This is a genomic window from Streptomyces sp. NPDC000878 (genome assembly GCF_053599695.1).
The window spans coordinates 48,890-64,115 of sequence record NZ_JBSFMT010000064.1 but is presented as its reverse complement, the minus strand read 5'-3'; the positions used below and the strand labels follow the sequence as shown (position 1 = coordinate 64,115).

Sequence of the window (15,226 nt, the reverse complement as noted above, 5' to 3'; positions counted from 1 at the left end):
CAGACTGCCCTCAGCTTCTACCCAGCCGCTGCGACGGCCCGGCGGTGGAGGTCTCGCACCCCCACCCGGTCACATGGCGCCTCGTGGCGCACCCAACCGTACTTACAAGTGCCCCCAACGGGATTCGAACCCGTGCTACCGCCTTGAAAGGGCGGCGTCCTAGGCCGCTAGACGATGAGGGCGGGGCCGCGAGAAGCATAGGTGATGGCGGGGAGGTTCGCCAAAACGGTTTACGGGGGTGGGGTGGACGCGGGTGAGGAGGACGGTGAGGGCGAAGGTGTCGGTGACGGGACCGGTGTCGCGCCCGGCTGGTTCTCCTTCGGGAGATGGCGGCTGACCTCCGCCGTCGTCAGTCCGAGGCCGCCCAGTTTGATCTCGTCCCAGGCCTGGAGGCGGCGGGTGTCGCGGTCGAAGTAGAGGACGGACGTCTCGATCTGGTCCGGGTTCCGCTTCTCCAGCGCGCGCAGCCCGCTGCCGCCCGTCGAGCCCTCGATACGCAGCCGGGTGCCCTTCTTCATGACCTCCATCTCCGCGTGGTGGAGGTGCCCGGCCAGGACGAGCGGGACCACGCCGTCCGTCCGCCGGGCCGCGTCCGGCTCGTGCACCATCGCGATGTCGACCGGTGTGCCCAGGGTCCGCTGGTCCCGGATGGCCGAGGCCAGCCGGTCGCCCGCCACCTCCTGGTCCTGGCCGCCGTCCTCCTCGCCCGCCGAGCGGTCCGGGGTGAACGCCGGGTCGCCGATGCCCGCGAAGCGCAGCCCTCCGACGGTGACCGAGCGGCCCTCGTCCAGGACCTGCACGTTCTTCATGCGCTGCAGATAGCGCTGGGTGAGCTGCGAGTCGTGGTTGCCACGGACCCAGACGTACGGGGCCCCGAGGTCCCGGATCGGATCCAGGAAGGCGTTCTCGGCCGCCGTGCCGTGGTCCATGGTGTCGCCGGTGTCGACGATGACGTTGATCTTGTACTGCTCCACCAGCGACGCGATGATCTTCCAGCTCGCCGGGTTGAGATGGATGTCGGAGACGTGCAGGACGCGGATCGTGGCCGGGTCCGGCTGGTAGGTCGGGAGCGTGGAGGTGACGTCGTACAGCTTCGTCATGTTCGTCACCAGGCGCGCCAACTCCTTCTGGTAGATGTCGAACTCGGTGACGATGTTGCGCGCGTTGCCGACGAGGGACGGCGCCGAGGAGAGCAGCCCGGAGAACTTCGGTTCGAGGACCGATTTGGGGTTCCAGGTCGCGTACGCCGTCGCTCCCGACGCCATCAGGAGGGTGAGCGCGAGGCCGCCGGCCGCCAGGGCCCGGCGGGGGCGGCGGTAGACCACGAGGCCGAGGGCGGTGGCTCCGGATACGACGGCCACGCAGGACCGTACGGCCAGGTCGAGGGTGCCGTGGCCGACGTCCTGGGCCACCTCCTCCTGGAGGCCGGACAGGCGTTCGGGATGGTCGACGAGGGCCTGGGCGCGGACCGGGTCCAGCTGGTCGACGTTGACGTCGAGGCGGACCGGCGCGGTGTGGCTGCTCAGTTCCAGGGCGCCCAGCGGGGAGACGTTGATCTTCGTGCCGCCGCTGAGGGAGGGGCGCAGGGTCATGGTCGTGTTCATCGGGCCGACCGGCGCGCGTACGTTGCCGACGATCAGCAGCCCCAGCCAGGCACCCAGAAGGACCACCGCGACCAGGCCCAGGGTGCGGGTCCAGGGGTGCGGCGGATGGACCAGCTCGGCGGCCGGGTGCGCGCGCCGGGCGCGATAACGGCCGGTGAGGGCGGTCAGGGGGCGGGTGAGGGAGCGGGGGGTGGTGGTGCCGGTGTTCTTGGGGTGCGGGGAGTTGGCGGGTACGCGTGCCATTGGTCCCGTATGCCCAAGGTGCGGCACGGCTATGCGGGGCGGTGACCCTCGTACCTCCGGGGCCGTAGCCCCCGTACGGCCGACCGGTACCGGACAATGGGCGTGTGCTGGAAATGACGCGCGAGGAGTTCGAGGAACTGGTCGCCCAGGCGCTGGACAGGATTCCGCCTGAGCTGACGCGGCTGATGGACAACGTCGCGGTGTTCGTCGAGGACGAGCCCCCGGCGGACGATCCCGAGCTGCTCGGGCTCTACGAGGGGACGCCGCTCACCGATCGCGGGGAGTGGTACGCGGGGGTGCTGCCCGACCGGATCACGATCTACCGGGGCCCGACCCTGCGGATGTGCGAGACACGCGACGACGTGGTCGCGGAGACCGAGGTGACCGTCGTACACGAGATCGCCCACCACTTCGGAATCGACGACGAACGGTTGCACGCCCTCGGGTACGGCTGAGGGGGTGCCGGGGGTGGGGCCGGCGGGTCGGGGCGTGCAGAGGCTCTTGTGGGGCGCGTGTCTTCTTGTGGGCGACGGGAGTTGAGCACGTTGACTCCTCGACTCTCCACCGGAGGTGGCTGCCCGTGCGCCCCTTGCATGTACCTGTCCGTCTGGCCGCCACGGTCGTGGCTGTCGCCGCTGCCGCCGGGTGTATGAGCGTGGGTGACGACGACGGCGGCCGGGTCAAGCCCTCCCACTCCGCGGGGCAGAAGGGCGGCGAGGCGCCCGACGGGGGCGCTGCGGTGACCGGTGGTGGTGGGTCCGGGTGGGCCGGAGGGTCCGACGGTGGCGGCAGGCACGGGCACGGGAAGGGCAAGGGGGACTCGAAGGGGGCCAGTGGGGCGCCCGTCTCCCCGGGGGCCTCGCCGTCCGCGGGGCGGAGTGTGCCGGCTTCCGCGCCCGCCAAGCCGGGCGGGGGCAGCGCCGGGCCCGTCGTCCCCGGGGAGCCCACGCCGACGAAGGCGCAGCCGACGCCGACGAAGACCGCCGAGCCGGAGCCGGAGCCGCCTGTGGAGTCCCCCACACCGCCGCCGCCCCCGCCGTCCTCCCCGGTCGCGGAACCGTCGTCCTCGGCGCACGAACCGCCACAACAGGCCCAGCCGCAACTGCTGACCCGGGAGCCTGCGCCGGAGGCCGGGTCACCTGCCTAGTCAGGCGGGCTCGGGAGGGTGCTGACCTGCGAGGACGGGGCTGGTTTGCCTAAGGGGGTGGTGGGTGCGTATGGTGGTAGATCGTTTGATCCCATTGCCTGGCGCCTTGAATAGACGCGCCGCGTGTGGCGCGTACTCTCCCTTGCCGTGGCTGACCGCATTGAGGCGGTCGAATTGCGAAATCACGGAGTTGACGGGCGCGTGCCGACGAGACTCCGGAAGGTTTCGCATTCGCATGTCCATTTCCAGTACTGATCACATCGTCGTGCCCGAGAACGACGAGGTCGTCGACCTCGACGCCGTCGAGACGACCGACACCGCCGAGGTCTCCGCCGACGCGGAGGCCGGCGAGCCGCAGGTCACCTTCAGCGACCTCGGTCTCCCCGAGAACGTCGTGCGCAAGCTCGCGCAGAACGGTGTGACCAGCCCCTTCCCGATCCAGGCCGCGACCATCCCGGACGCCCTGGCCGGCAAGGACATCCTCGGCCGGGGCCGTACCGGCTCCGGCAAGACCCTCTCCTTCGGTCTGCCGGTCCTGGCGCGTCTCACCGGCGGCCAGACCGAGAAGAAGAAGCCCCGCGCGATCATCCTCACGCCGACCCGTGAGCTCGCGATGCAGGTCGCGGACGCGCTCCAGCCGTACGGCGACGTCGTCGGCCTGAAGATGAAGGTCGTCTGCGGCGGTACGTCGATGGGCAACCAGATCTACGCCCTGGAGCGCGGCGTCGACATCCTCGTCGCCACGCCCGGCCGCCTCCGCGACATCATCAACCGCGGCGCCTGCTCCCTGGCGAACGTCGAGGTGGCCGTCCTCGACGAGGCCGACCAGATGTCCGACCTGGGCTTCCTGCCCGAGGTCACCGAGCTGCTCGACCAGATCCCCGGCGGCGGCCAGCGCATGCTGTTCTCGGCCACGATGGAGAACGAGATCTCCACGCTGGTCAAGCGCTACCTGACCAACCCGGTCACGCACGAGGTCGACAGCGCGCAGGGCAACGTCACGACGATGTCCCACCACATCCTCATCGTGAAGCCCAAGGACAAGGCGCCGGTCACGGCCGCGATCGCCTCCCGCAAGGGCCGCACGATCATCTTCGTCCGTACGCAGCTGGGCGCCGACCGCATCGCCGAGCAGCTCTGCGACTCCGGTGTGAAGGCCGACGCGCTGCACGGCGGTATGACGCAGGGCGCGCGTACCCGCGTACTCGAGGACTTCAAGAAGGGCTACGTCAACGCCCTCGTCGCCACCGACGTCGCCGCCCGCGGCATCCACGTCGACGGCATCGACCTGGTCCTGAACGTGGACCCGGCCGGCGACCACAAGGACTACCTGCACCGCTCCGGCCGTACGGCCCGCGCGGGGCGCTCCGGCACGGTCGTGTCGCTGTCCCTGCCGCACCAGCGTCGCCAGATCTTCCGCCTGATGGAGGACGCGGGCGTCGACGCCTCGCGCCACATCATCCAGGGCGGCGCGGCCTTCGAGCCGGACGTCGCCGAGATCACCGGCGCCCGGTCGATGACCGAGGTCCAGGCCGAGTCCGCGGGCAACTCCGCGCAGCAGGCCGAGCGTGAGGTCTCGCAGCTCACCAAGGAGCTGGAGCGCGCCACCCGCCGCGCCGCCGAACTCCGCGAGGAGGCCGACCGCCTGACGGCGCGTGCGGCCCGCGAGCGGGGCGAGGACCCGGAGGCTGCCGTGGCCGCGGTGGCGGCAGTGGCCGAGGCCGCCGCTGTCGAGGCCGCCGCCGCTGCGGAGGCGCCGGTCCGCGAGGAGCCGCGTCAGCAGCGTGACGAGCGGGGCAACTACGAGCGTCGCGACCGGTCGTCGGGTTCGGGTGGCTTCAACCGTGACGGCGACCGTGGCGGCCGTTCCTTCGACCGCCGTGACGAGCGTCCCTCGGGCCGTCGTGACGGTGGCGGTGACCGTGGCGGCTTCCGCCGGGACGACCGCCCGTCGGGTGGCTTCAACCGTGACCGTGACAACGACCGTGGCGGCCGTTCCTTCGAGCGCCGCGACGAGCGTCCCTCGGGCGGCGGCTTCCGTCGCGACAACGACCGCCCCACCGGCGGCGACCGTGGCGGCTTCCGCCGCGACGACCGTCCGTCGGGTGGCTTCAACCGTGACCGTGACGGCGACCGTGGCGGCCGTTCGTTCGAGCGCCGTGACGAGCGTCCGTCGGGTGGCGGCTTCCGTCGCGACAACGACCGTCCGGCCGGCGGTGACCGTGGCGGCTTCCGCCGCGACGACCGCCCGGCCACCGGTCACCGTGGCAGCGACCGCCCCTTCAACCGCGACCGCCAGGGCGACCGCCCCACCGGCGGCGGCTTCCGCTCCGGCGGCCACGACCGCCCGTACGGCCGCCGCGACGACCACCGAGGCACGGGCTCCGGCTCGGGCACGGGCACTGGCACCGGCACCGGTTCCTCGTTCGGCCGCCGTGACGAGAAGCCGCGCTGGAAGCGCAACGGCTGATCACTGACTGGTTGGCGACTGGTTGTTGAAGGGCCCGTACGACTTCGGTCGTACGGGCCCTTCGTCGTTGCCGTCGCCGTGCCCTTCCCGACCGGCCGAAAATCCCAACTCCCATGTCAGCGGCGGCTGTTACGCTCCGGCGCGAATCGGATGATCCGGCGGGGAGCCGGATCTGGGGGAGGGAATCCGTTGAGTTCATTGAATCCGTTGTCTCGTCATGCCTTCGTACGCTGCGGAGTCGCCGTGGCGCTCGCGTCGTCGGCCGTCGTCGCCACACCGTGGGCGGCTTCCGCCGCCGAGAACAGACCGCCGTCCCAGCCCGCACCGTCCGAACTGACCACCGGGGGCAAGGCGTGCGTGGGCGGTGCGGACCGGCCGTACGTCGGTACGCGGCCGACGCTTGAGGCGGTTCTCCGCGACCCTGACGGGGGCCGCGTGAGTGCCGAGTTCGAGGTGTCCTGGACGGACGCCTCGGGTGTGCCGCAGGTGCGCGGTACGGTCCAGACGACCGCCAAGTCCAGTGGTTCGACGTTCAGTTGGACCGTACCGACCGACGTGCCGGCGTTCACCGAGGTGAGCTGGCGGGTGCGGGCGAACGACGGCACGCTGTGGGGGCCGTGGAGTTCCGACGGCGGCAGCGGGCCGTGCGAGTTCGTGTACGACACCGAGGCGCCCGCGAAGCCCTCGGTGGCGTCGCCCGAGTACCCGGACGACACCGAGCTGTGGCACGACGGGGTGGGCGTGTACGGCACGTTCACCGTCGACTCCACGTCGGACGACACGGTGTCGTACCTCTACAACTTCCTTGGCGGGCCGCAACAGACGGCGGTACCGGAGGAACCCGGCGGGCCGGTCGAGTTGCGCTGGATGCCGGAGGGTCCCGGTCCCCGTGCGCTGTACGTGAAGGCCTTCGACCGGGCGGGCAACGTGAGCGTGACCACCACCTACTCGTTCCGGGTGGGCAATGGCCGTACGCCCGTCGCCGCCTGGACGCTCGCCGACGCGGCCGGGTCCAGCGAGGCCTCGGCGGAAGCGGGCGGCCGGTCTGCCGTGTCGGGCGGCGGGGTCGTGTTCGGTGTGGCGGGTCCTGCGCGGACCTCGGCGACGGGGGCCGTCGGCCTCGACGGATCGGACTCCGCGTATCTGACGAGCGGCGCACCGGCGGTCGACACCGGCGAGGCCTTCTCCGTGAGCGCCTGGGTGCGGCCGGAGTCGGCCGACGCGGACCTGACGGCCGTCAGCCAGGGCACCGGTGGGACGGCCGGGTTCGGGCTCGGGACCGAGGGCGGCGCCTGGTCGTTCAGGGTCGGCGGCTCGGTCGTACGGGGTGGTGTCGTGGAAGCCGGTGACTGGGCGCATCTCGCCGGGGTGTACGACCCGGTGGCCGGTACCGCCCGGCTGTATGTGAACGGGCGGGAGGCCGGCACGGCCGAGAACGTCACCGCGTCGTCGGAGTCCGGGAGCCTCCAGATCGGCCGCACTCTGGCCGGCGAGGCGGGGAACTGGCGTGGGGAACTGGCCGACGTCCGGGTGTGGGACCGGATCGTCGTCGGCGCCGAGGCCGCCGGGGCGGCGAAGCGCGCCACCGCGAGCGAGGGGTACTGGGCGCTCGACGAGGCGGCCGGCGGCAGCAGCCCGGAGCGGGACGGCGGGCAGCCGCTGACGCTCGGCGGGGACGCGACGATCTACCGCGACGACGAGCCCTGCGACTGGCTCGACCCGGACTGCCTGCCGAGCCAGTCCCCCATCTTCGGCTCCGGGCACCTGCTCCTTGACGGCGACGGGGACTTCGCCGCGACGGACGGCCAGGGCATCGCCGCCGGGGACAGCTTCTCGGTCGCCGCGCACGTACGGATCGACGCGGCGGCGCAGGACCGGCCGATGACGGTGCTGTCGGTGCGGGGCGCGGACAACTCCCTTGCCGAGGTGCGTTATTCGGGGGCCTCGCAGAACTGGGAGGTGGCTCTGACGGACGTGGACGGAGAGCCGCTCACGCTCACCGCACAGGGCGCGTGGGCATCCCCGGACGACGTCCATCACCTCGCCCTCGTGTACGACGACGAGGCCGACGAGATCCTGCTCTACGCCGACGGGCAGGTGTCGGCGAGGGCGTCGTACCGGCCCGGCTGGACGGCGACGGGTGAGCTGCAGATCGGCCGGTCGCTGGGCGCGGCGGGCTGGGGCGACTACCTGGCCGGAGCGGTCGACGAGGTGCACGTCCACGCGGGCGCGCTCACGGGAACGCAGGTGGCTCAGTTGGCGGCCGGCGCGACGGACGTCTGACAGCGGGGGCCAGGGCAAGGGGCAGGGGCGGGGACGGACATATTTCCGGCCAAGTGAATCCTGCTGTGGCGCATGTCATACCCCCAGCAAGGGAATTGCTGGGGGCATGACAGATGACGCCACAACGACTGGGCTGTCGGACGAGGAACGGCTTGCCCAGCTCGGTTACACCCAGGTCCTCGCCCGCCGTATGTCGGCGTTCTCCAACTACGCGGTGTCCTTCACGATCATCTCGGTCCTGTCGGGCTGCCTGACCCTCTATCTCTTCGGCATGAACACGGGCGGCCCGGCCGTGATCATGTGGGGCTGGGTCGCCGTAGGGCTCATGACCCTCTTCGTCGGACTGGCGATGGCCGAGATCTGTTCGGCCTACCCGACCTCCGCGGGTCTGTACTTCTGGGCCCACCGGCTCGCCCCACCACGCACGGCAGCCGCGTGGGCGTGGTTCACGGGGTGGTTCAACGTCCTTGGCCAGGTCGCGGTGACCGCCGGTATCGACTTCGGGGCGGCTTCCTTCCTCGGCGCCTACCTGAACCTCCAGTTCGACTTCGAGGTCACCCCGGGCAGCACGATCCTGCTCTTCGCCGGCATCCTCGTCCTGCACGGCCTCCTCAACACCTTCGGCGTCGGCATCGTGGGTCTGCTGAACAGCGTCAGTGTGTGGTGGCACGTGGTGGGGGTGGTGGTCATCGTCGGCGCGCTGACGATCGTGCCCGACGAACACCAGTCCGCCTCCTTCGTGTTCACCGAGTTCGTGAACAACACGGGCTGGGGGAGCGGGGTGTACGTGGTCGCCCTGGGGCTGTTGATGGCCCAGTACACCTTCACCGGCTACGACGCCTCCGCACACATGACCGAGGAGACCCACGACGCCTCCACGGCGGGCCCGAAGGGCATCGTCCAGTCCATCTGGACCTCGTGGATAGCGGGCTTCGTCCTGCTCCTGGGCTTCACCTTCGCCATTCAGTCGTACGACGGTGCCCTGGGGTCCCCGACCGGCGTACCGCCCGCCCAGATCCTGCTGGACGCGGTGGGCGCGACCGCGGGCAAGCTCCTCCTGCTCGTCGTCATCGGCGCCCAGCTGTTCTGCGGCATGGCGTCGGTCACGGCCAACTCCCGCATGATCTACGCCTTCTCCCGCGACGGCGCCCTTCCCTACTCGCACATCTGGCACACGGTCAGCCCCCGCACCCGTACCCCGGTCGCGGCGGTCTGGCTGGCGGCGTTCGGCGCACTGGTCCTCGGCCTCCCCTACCTGATCAACGTGACGGCGTACGCGGCCGTGACGTCGATCGCCGTGATCGGTCTCTACATCGCGTACGTCATCCCGACACTGCTGCGGCTGCGCAAGGGGGAGGCGTTCGAGCGGGGGCCGTGGCATCTGGGCCGGTGGTCCAGGGTGATCGGGGTGGTGTCGGTGGTGTGGGTGGCCGTGATCACGGTGCTGTTCATGCTGCCCCAGGTCGCGCCGGTCACCTGGGAGACCTTCAACTACGCCCCGATCGCCGTCCTGGTGGTGCTGGGCTTCGCGGCGGTGTGGTGGGTTGCTTCGGCGCGGTACTGGTTCCTGAACCCGGAACACGAGCGGACCCGGGCACGGGAAGCGGCACGGAAGGGGGCACCCGAACCGGTCGATCCGTAGCGGGGGCGCACATTTCCCTCCATGGTCCGCCGCCCTGTCGTGGAGTGACCCGGCCGTGTCTCCGATACCCGATCGGAGTCCTGGCCGGGTCCGGCTATGCTCGGGGGAGCAACATCGCTGGGACCCTTAGCTCAATTGGCAGAGCAGTGGACTTTTAATCCATTGGTTGTGGGTTCGAGTCCCACAGGGTCTACGAGGAAGCCCCAGTTCAGAGCAGATCTGAGCTGGGGCTTCTCCCCGTTTCGGGGGGCTGAGTGATCGTTAGCTGGCCCGCTGCTGGCCCGAGAGGCGAACGATCATGGATGCCCTGCGGACCGCTTCTCGATTCCGTTGATGAGTTGCTGGGCGCCCGTCACGTCTTCGCCGAACGTTGCAGTGATCTGAACGCCGTTACTTGGCAGCGGTGTGAGGTCGACTGTGTTGCCGCGTTTGCGGGCCACGCTTACGAGGTCTTCGAGATCTGAGCCCGTGGTCCCCGTAATGGTCAGCCGTACCTGGCAGTCGACTTCCTTCTCTTCCAGCCTCATGCGCACCTCCTCGGGATCGCCATGCCGTCAGTGTGTGCCGCGCTCACCGAGCCCGCACATGGGGCGGCCCCGGCCGGGGGCACAGTTCCCGGCCGGGGCCTGGTCCCGCCCGCCCCTAGGTGGTCACGGGGTACGGGGCGGGCGGTTCAGGGTTCAGGTGTCGTGCTGTCGAGCAGCCCAGATGCGGGTCATGATCCGCAGGGCGTCCGGGTCGACCAGCTCGACGAGGTCGGCGTGCTCGCGGTGGGCCCACACTGACCGGCCGGGTCCGGAGTTGCCGTGCTCGTAGGCGACCTCGACCGCATCCTCGGGGTCGGTGATGACGCCGTCGCAGTGGCGGCACACGTGGAGGATGGCGGTCACGGGCGGACGCCGACGAGGTTCTCCCAGTGGTCGCACAGGGCGTTGAGGACGCGGGCGAGACGCCGGGCGTAGGCGACGTCCCCGCCCAGGCCTGGGCGGGGCGTAGCGCGGAGCTTGCCGCGGGCTTCGCCGACGCAGGCGATGGCGCAGTAGCGGGGGATGCTCTCCTTGTCGAGCCTGCCGGCTGCTCGCGCCACCTCGGGGGCGATCAGTTCGAGGTGTCCGCGCAGCGTCACGGTGAGAGTGGCCAGTTCGTCGCCTGTCGGCGGTAGGGCCTCCGGTACACCGTCGGGGTCGAGGAGCAGGGCCGTGCTGGCGCGCATCACCTCGATGTCCGGCGGCCATTGATCTAGGTCTTCGCTCGTGGGCGGATGGGTTGTACCTTGCCTCATGTCGGCTCCTAACCAGTCGGCCATGCCCCGGGGCCGTTCGCCCGGCTGCCGGGGTCCTTCCAATCTGGCCAGGATCTTGTGACGCGTGGCGAGGATTCGATCCCCCACCGGTAATCTCACGGTGAGATGGTTTTCCATCCCGTTTGTGGATATCCGGGGGCCGCGCCATGCCGACCGCACTCGTCCCGATCGAACTGCCCGCCTGGGCATGGGAACGCGCCGACGTCAGACAGGCATTGCGCGCACGGGACATGGGCGCAGTGTTCCGGTACGTGCAGCAGTACGCCGGCGCCAGCCAGGCCCGCATCGCCGCCGCGGCCGGGATGACACAGGCCCGCGTCAACGAGATCATCAACGGCCGCCGTGAAGTGGCCCGCCTCGACGTGTACGAGCGGATTGCCGACGGCCTCCACATGCCGGACGACGCCCGGCACCTGCTCGGCCTCGCCGCGAGCCGCGAGAAGCGCACCGGTGGCGCCGCCTTCGACCTCGCCGCTTTCCCCGAGGTCGTCCGCGTCTACGCAGCCCAGAACTCTGCGGCCGAGGAGATCCAGCAGCAGGCCCGCGAGGCACAGGAGTTGGACGTGCTGGCCGTGCGCGGCCTCGGCCTGATCGGGTTGAACGACAGCCTCCTGCGGGCCTGCCTCCCGCGGGAACAGGGCGGCAAAGGGATCCGCGTCCGGGTGCTGCTCCTCGACCCGGACTCCGACGCGCTCACCCGGCGAGCCGCCGAGATCGGGGAGTCCGCCGAGTCCCTGGCCGGCGGAGTACGCCTGACGGAGGCCCGGCTGCGGGAGTTGCTTGCCGACGGCTGCGACATCGAGGTGTACCGGTATCGCATGCTGCCCACTTGGCGGCTCATCCGCACGGACGCCACCATGTTCGTCAGCGCCTTCGACGCCGGGTGGGAGGGTCACGAGAGCGCGACGTACAAGGTGATGGAGACGCCGCACGGGCCCCTGTTCCGGGGGTTCCGGAGGATGTTTGATGCTGTCATCGACGGCGCGCAGCGCACGGTTTGAGTAGAGAGGAACGGCCCGTGATCGAGGCTGAGTTGAAGGCGCGCGTCCAGGCTCCGGAGGCGGTCATGCGGCAGCTCGACGAGCGTGCGACGGCCCGCGTCGAGGTGTACCGGGACACCTACTACGACCGGCCTGACGGCTCGCTGGAGAAGTCCGACCAGGAATTGCGCGTGCGTACCGTCCACGGTGCGGATGGAACCCGCACGGTCCTCACGTTCAAGGCCGCGGCGGTCGACGAGGCGTCCGGCTCGAAGCCCGAGCACGAGACCCAGGTGACGGACGCCGAGGCGGTGCACGCGATCGTCCGTGGCCTTGGCCACGTGCCGGTCATCGCCTTCGAGAAGCGGTGCCGCAACTACGACTTCGAGGCATACGGTCGGCAGATGCTCGCCACGCTCGTCCGCGTCCCCGAGATCGGCGGGACGTTCCTGGAGATCGAGACCCTCGTCGACGAGGACGACGTGAGTTCGGCCCTCGACGACATTCGCGCCGTGCTCGCCGAACTCGGCATCGGCTCCGAGGACCTGACGCGCGAGTTGTACACGGACGCGGTCGCCGCTCAGCGCCGCTGACCTCGGGCATGACGAAACGCCCCCTGCACGGCCGTCATGACCGTGCAGGGGGCGTCGTCATACGTATTCGCGGCGGGTGGGGTCGAGGCCTGCGGAGAGCAGGCCGCCACCGCTGGGTTCTGGTTCCGGATCGGGGGCGCCGTCGCGGCGGCAGACGAGGGCGTCGGGGTCGTCGGCTGGGGCTTGGAGGCTATAGCCGTCCGGGCAGGTCTGCCCGTCGCGGCCGTCCTGGCCGTCCGCCCCCGCGGCGCCCGGTTCACCCTGGGGGCCGACTGGCCCGGGTTCGCCCTGCGGTCCGGCGGGTCCCGGTGGTCCGGCAGCGCCGTCAGTGCCCGGGGTGCCAGCGGCGCCGGTCGGTCCGTCCGTGCCGACACCGTCCGTGCCGTCCTCGCCGGGTGACCCGGAGGGGCCTGGTGATCCGGGGTCGCCCTCCGGGCCGCGCGGTCCGGGGATAGGTACGGGGACGCGGGTGCGGTCGTCGAGGTCCTCGACGGCCTGGCTCGGGTCGGGTGCTTTCGGTGTCTCGCCTGCGGCCTGGACTTGTGCGCGCAGGACGCGCACGTCCCCGGCGAGGGTGCTGACGGCGTTGCCGCGCCGATCGGCCTCGTCGGCGAGCTGGCTGTACCAGGACCATCCGATGACGGCCATGCCGGACAGGGCGATGAGCCAGCAGAAGACGGCGATCCACCGCCAACGCCCAGCGAGCGCGCGTTCTGTGCGCGTCACAGATCGCCTCCCAACTGAACGACTTTGACGCGGAGCCGGGCGATCTCCACCTGATCGGCGTGGCGTTGATCGAGCAACTCCGTGATCCGGGTTTCCCGTTCGGCGAGTCGCTTGAGCATTCCGTCCCGCTCTTCCTGGATCTGGTCGATCTCCGAGTTCATGCGGGCGGTCGCGTTCTCGCCGCGTTTGCCGAGGTACGCCACCATCGAGCCGGACAGCACGCCGACGAGCGCGATCACGCTGCCGATGGTGGTGGCGTCCAAGGTGGCTCCCTACTGGCCGTTCGGGGTGCGGCTGGTCTGCCGGTTGGGCACGGCCCATGTGAAGCCGAGCGCGGCCAGTACGGCGGTGAGCGTCAGCCATCCCTCGGCGGCGGAGATGTGGTCGTCGGCGAGCGCGGTGGACAGCGAGCCGGCGCCCGCGACGGTCCCGGCGACGACGGCCTTCCAATACTTCGCGATCTTCATGGGTGATCCCTTCATCAATGCGGGCTGGAGCAAGGGCGGGTCAGGCGGTGACGTCCGGCCCGGTGACGTCGACGCTGACCTTGATGACGGCGTCGGTGATGGCGTCCTGGACTGCGGTCACCACCGCTGCGGTGTCGACGCCGGAACCGACCAGCTTTGCCAGGGCGGTGACGGCCGCTGTCTGCGCGGCCTCCGCCGTCCGCAGCTCCGTGAGGAACTCCAGCAGTCGCGCCTGCTTGGCGTCCGTGTGGGCCAGGAACACGCCAGCCTGCCTGGTCGGGTCCGTGCCCTCGGCCGCGGTGGGCGAGGTCAACTTGTGCGCCCAGACGGCCTTGGCGTACTCCTCGGGGGTGGGCATGTCGTCCTCCTGGGTGGTGCCGGTCGCGCGGGCGACGATGCCCGGGAACACGACGGTCTTGAACTGGGTCACGCGGGCATCCCCCGGGCAGCTGTGGCCGTTGGGGTTCCAGGCGGCGAACTGGCGGTGGTAGCCGAACCCGGGATCGTCGGCGCTGCGGCAGAGGCGCAGCGGGATCGCGTGCGTCTCGTGCAGCCACACACCCAGCTTGATGAGCTGCTCGACCTGTGCGTCCGTCCACGGGTCGGTGGCCTTCAAGTTGGAGGCGGACTCCAGCGAGATGGCGCCCGTACCGTCGGCCCGCAGGTTGGCGGCAGCGTTCGCGTCGGCCTTCGTCTGGGTGCCGATGAACTGGGCGAGGTCGCCTTCATACCCGAGCCCGAAGTGGGACTCCAGGTTGGTGGAGTCGCGCCAGTACTCGAAGGTGCGGCGAGCCGTCCACGGGGCGGCCAGCGAATGCACGATGAACTGCGTCGGCCGGATCGCGGACTGCGCATCCGACTCGGGTTGCAGCTCCATCCGGGTCGCCCCGGGATACCAGGCCATGAAGCCTCCAGACATGACGAAACCCCGGGCCGGATGGCGCGGGGCGGCGGGGCGGAGCGAGCGAGGGTCAGCTCGGCATGGGCGGGATCTCGACGAAGTACGTCTCGTAGTCGGCTGTCGACAGGACCGTTGGGTTCCCGTCCTCGACACCCGAGATGATCAGCCAGTCGTTCACACTCGCCGTCTGGACGCGGTCATCCCGGTCCTTGAACGTGAGGACCGTGCCGGAATCGGACACGAAAGAGATCCCGGTACACCAAGTGCCCGCGATCTCGGCGCCGTTCGTGCCGTCGTACTGGATGCTGTCTCGGCGGGAAGTGACGAAAGGCATCGTGATCTCCTTGTCAGGCAGTGCGCTTGAGGCTGAGCTGACTGCCCGCGCGCACGTTCGTGGCGGTTGCTGAGAGCGCCCGCTGCGCCCAACGAAGATTCAGGTTCCCCGCCGTGCCAGCCGTCGTGAGCGTGCCGTGGACCCAGGCGTATGTCCCGGTGGACGCCCCGCCGCCGAGATCCTGCACCTCCGAGATGATGCGGGTCTGCATGGTGACGTCCGGCACCGTGCCGGACGAGGTGACATTGACCTGGGCGCCGATCATGCCCCAGGTCATCGCCGCGCCAGACGGCCCAGACCAGCCGAACGTGATGTCCGCGGCGGTAGCCGCGTCGTAGAACAGGTGCAGGTCGACGCTGTACGTGGCGTTGGCCTCGACCGCGGCGAACAACTGGTCGTCGTTCTGCATGGTGATGCTGTTGGTGACCGACTCGGTGGCCGTCTTGGTCTCGATGATCGGGAGCATCGACTCCAGGAAGGCGGCGGTCACCGCGGTGCCGGCGTAGACCGGTGGGTACTTGGGCACGCGGATG

17 protein-coding genes and 2 tRNA genes are annotated in these 15,226 nt (G+C 70.3%); 8 read left to right on the top strand and 11 right to left on the bottom strand.

Annotated features, from left to right (window positions below; translation table 11 throughout):
* Window positions 1–109: 109 nt before the first annotated feature.
* A tRNA-Glu gene (locus tag ACWDR4_RS38395) sits at window positions 110–182 on the bottom strand.
* A 48-nt stretch (window positions 183–230) separates the two neighbouring features.
* Window positions 231–1,847: a metallophosphoesterase family protein gene (locus ACWDR4_RS38390; protein ID WP_450415407.1), complete on the bottom strand. Its 1,617-nt coding sequence runs from the start codon at window positions 1,845–1,847 to the stop codon at window positions 231–233.
* 104 nt (window positions 1,848–1,951) lie between these two features.
* Here ACWDR4_RS38390 and ACWDR4_RS38385 point away from each other — a divergent pair, with 104 nt between their 5' ends.
* The 6 genes from ACWDR4_RS38385 (at window position 1,952) to ACWDR4_RS38360 (ending at window position 9,582) form a co-directional block, all read left to right on the top strand.
* Window positions 1,952–2,302: a metallopeptidase family protein gene (locus tag ACWDR4_RS38385; RefSeq protein ID WP_369037246.1), complete on the top strand. Its 351-nt coding sequence runs from the start codon at window positions 1,952–1,954 to the stop codon at window positions 2,300–2,302.
* 125 nt (window positions 2,303–2,427) lie between these two features.
* Window positions 2,428–2,994 carry a hypothetical protein gene (locus ACWDR4_RS38380; RefSeq protein ID WP_450415405.1) on the top strand — a complete coding sequence of 189 codons (567 nt, stop codon included), beginning with the start codon at window positions 2,428–2,430 and terminating at the stop codon, window positions 2,992–2,994.
* A gap of 235 nt (window positions 2,995–3,229) precedes the next feature.
* Window positions 3,230–5,464 (top strand): DEAD/DEAH box helicase, encoded by a 2,235-nt coding sequence (locus ACWDR4_RS38375; RefSeq protein WP_450415403.1) that lies wholly within the window; start codon window positions 3,230–3,232, stop codon window positions 5,462–5,464.
* Window positions 5,465–5,707: 243 nt separating this feature from the next.
* Window positions 5,708–7,747 carry a LamG-like jellyroll fold domain-containing protein gene (locus ACWDR4_RS38370; RefSeq protein WP_450415402.1) on the top strand — a complete coding sequence of 680 codons (2,040 nt, stop codon included), beginning with the start codon at window positions 5,708–5,710 and terminating at the stop codon, window positions 7,745–7,747.
* Between the two features lie 106 nt (window positions 7,748–7,853).
* The gene (locus ACWDR4_RS38365) at window positions 7,854–9,389 is read left to right on the top strand and encodes an amino acid permease (protein ID WP_450415400.1); all 1,536 of its coding nucleotides are present in this window, start codon (window positions 7,854–7,856) and stop codon (window positions 9,387–9,389) included.
* A 120-nt stretch (window positions 9,390–9,509) separates the two neighbouring features.
* Window positions 9,510–9,582: transfer RNA gene (locus ACWDR4_RS38360), tRNA-Lys, on the top strand.
* A 103-nt stretch (window positions 9,583–9,685) separates the two neighbouring features.
* On the opposite strand, the gene ACWDR4_RS38355 is transcribed toward ACWDR4_RS38360, so the two are convergent.
* The 3 genes from ACWDR4_RS38355 to ACWDR4_RS38345 form a co-directional block, all read right to left on the bottom strand.
* The gene (locus ACWDR4_RS38355) at window positions 9,686–9,916 is read right to left on the bottom strand and encodes a hypothetical protein (RefSeq protein ID WP_450415398.1); all 231 of its coding nucleotides are present in this window, start codon (window positions 9,914–9,916) and stop codon (window positions 9,686–9,688) included.
* A 153-nt stretch (window positions 9,917–10,069) separates the two neighbouring features.
* A complete protein-coding gene (locus tag ACWDR4_RS38350) occupies window positions 10,070–10,279 on the bottom strand; it encodes a hypothetical protein (RefSeq protein WP_450415396.1) in 210 nt (69 codons plus the stop codon).
* Window positions 10,276–10,671 (bottom strand): DUF6415 family natural product biosynthesis protein, encoded by a 396-nt coding sequence (locus ACWDR4_RS38345; RefSeq protein WP_450415395.1) that lies wholly within the window; start codon window positions 10,669–10,671, stop codon window positions 10,276–10,278. Before ACWDR4_RS38345 ends, ACWDR4_RS38350 begins: the two co-directional genes overlap by 4 nt.
* Before the next feature lie 167 nt (window positions 10,672–10,838).
* On the opposite strand from ACWDR4_RS38345, the gene ACWDR4_RS38340 reads away from it, so the two are divergent.
* Both ACWDR4_RS38340 and cyaB read left to right on the top strand, forming a co-directional pair.
* A complete protein-coding gene (locus ACWDR4_RS38340) occupies window positions 10,839–11,693 on the top strand; it encodes a helix-turn-helix domain-containing protein (RefSeq protein WP_450415394.1) in 855 nt (284 codons plus the stop codon).
* A gap of 17 nt (window positions 11,694–11,710) precedes the next feature.
* Entirely contained in the window at window positions 11,711–12,265 is a 555-nt protein-coding gene (gene cyaB, locus ACWDR4_RS38335; protein WP_450415393.1) for a class IV adenylate cyclase, read from the top strand.
* Between the two features lie 57 nt (window positions 12,266–12,322).
* Here the strand turns inward: cyaB and ACWDR4_RS38330 are convergent, their stop codons facing one another.
* The 6 genes from ACWDR4_RS38330 to ACWDR4_RS38305 form a co-directional block, all read right to left on the bottom strand.
* Window positions 12,323–12,991, bottom strand: coding sequence for a collagen-like protein (locus ACWDR4_RS38330; RefSeq protein WP_450415392.1), 669 nt, complete (start codon window positions 12,989–12,991; stop codon window positions 12,323–12,325).
* The gene (locus ACWDR4_RS38325) at window positions 12,988–13,254 is read right to left on the bottom strand and encodes a hypothetical protein (protein WP_307627530.1); all 267 of its coding nucleotides are present in this window, start codon (window positions 13,252–13,254) and stop codon (window positions 12,988–12,990) included. The genes ACWDR4_RS38330 and ACWDR4_RS38325 overlap by 4 nt, the downstream gene beginning before the upstream one ends.
* Before the next feature lie 9 nt (window positions 13,255–13,263).
* On the bottom strand, window positions 13,264–13,458 hold the full coding sequence (locus ACWDR4_RS38320; RefSeq protein ID WP_450415390.1) for a hypothetical protein: 195 nt from the start codon (window positions 13,456–13,458) through the stop codon (window positions 13,264–13,266).
* A gap of 40 nt (window positions 13,459–13,498) precedes the next feature.
* Complete coding sequence (locus ACWDR4_RS38315; protein WP_450415388.1) at window positions 13,499–14,362, bottom strand: peptidoglycan recognition protein family protein; 864 nt, start codon at window positions 14,360–14,362, stop codon at window positions 13,499–13,501.
* A 67-nt stretch (window positions 14,363–14,429) separates the two neighbouring features.
* Window positions 14,430–14,693: a hypothetical protein gene (locus tag ACWDR4_RS38310; RefSeq protein ID WP_450415386.1), complete on the bottom strand. Its 264-nt coding sequence runs from the start codon at window positions 14,691–14,693 to the stop codon at window positions 14,430–14,432.
* Between the two features lie 13 nt (window positions 14,694–14,706).
* Window positions 14,707–15,219, bottom strand: coding sequence for a hypothetical protein (locus ACWDR4_RS38305; RefSeq protein WP_450415384.1), 513 nt, complete (start codon window positions 15,217–15,219; stop codon window positions 14,707–14,709).
* Window positions 15,220–15,226 lie beyond the last annotated feature (7 nt).

Bases quoted from the DNA above. Each gene is read 5' to 3' on its own strand.
- ACWDR4_RS38310 (WP_450415386.1), bottom strand. From the start codon at position 14,693: ATGCCTTTCGTCACTTCCCGCCGAGACAGCATCCAGTACGACGGCACG.
- ACWDR4_RS38340 (WP_450415394.1), top strand. From the start codon at position 10,839: ATGCCGACCGCACTCGTCCCGATCGAACTGCCCGCCTGGGCATGGGAA.
- ACWDR4_RS38315 (WP_450415388.1), bottom strand. From the start codon at position 14,362: ATGGCCTGGTATCCCGGGGCGACCCGGATGGAGCTGCAACCCGAGTCG.
- ACWDR4_RS38390 (WP_450415407.1), bottom strand. From the start codon at position 1,847: ATGGCACGCGTACCCGCCAACTCCCCGCACCCCAAGAACACCGGCACC.
- ACWDR4_RS38345 (WP_450415395.1), bottom strand. From the start codon at position 10,671: ATGAGGCAAGGTACAACCCATCCGCCCACGAGCGAAGACCTAGATCAA.
- ACWDR4_RS38365 (WP_450415400.1), top strand. From the start codon at position 7,854: ATGACAGATGACGCCACAACGACTGGGCTGTCGGACGAGGAACGGCTT.
- ACWDR4_RS38320 (WP_450415390.1), bottom strand. From the start codon at position 13,458: ATGAAGATCGCGAAGTATTGGAAGGCCGTCGTCGCCGGGACCGTCGCG.
- ACWDR4_RS38375 (WP_450415403.1), top strand. From the start codon at position 3,230: ATGTCCATTTCCAGTACTGATCACATCGTCGTGCCCGAGAACGACGAG.
- ACWDR4_RS38355 (WP_450415398.1), bottom strand. From the start codon at position 9,916: ATGAGGCTGGAAGAGAAGGAAGTCGACTGCCAGGTACGGCTGACCATT.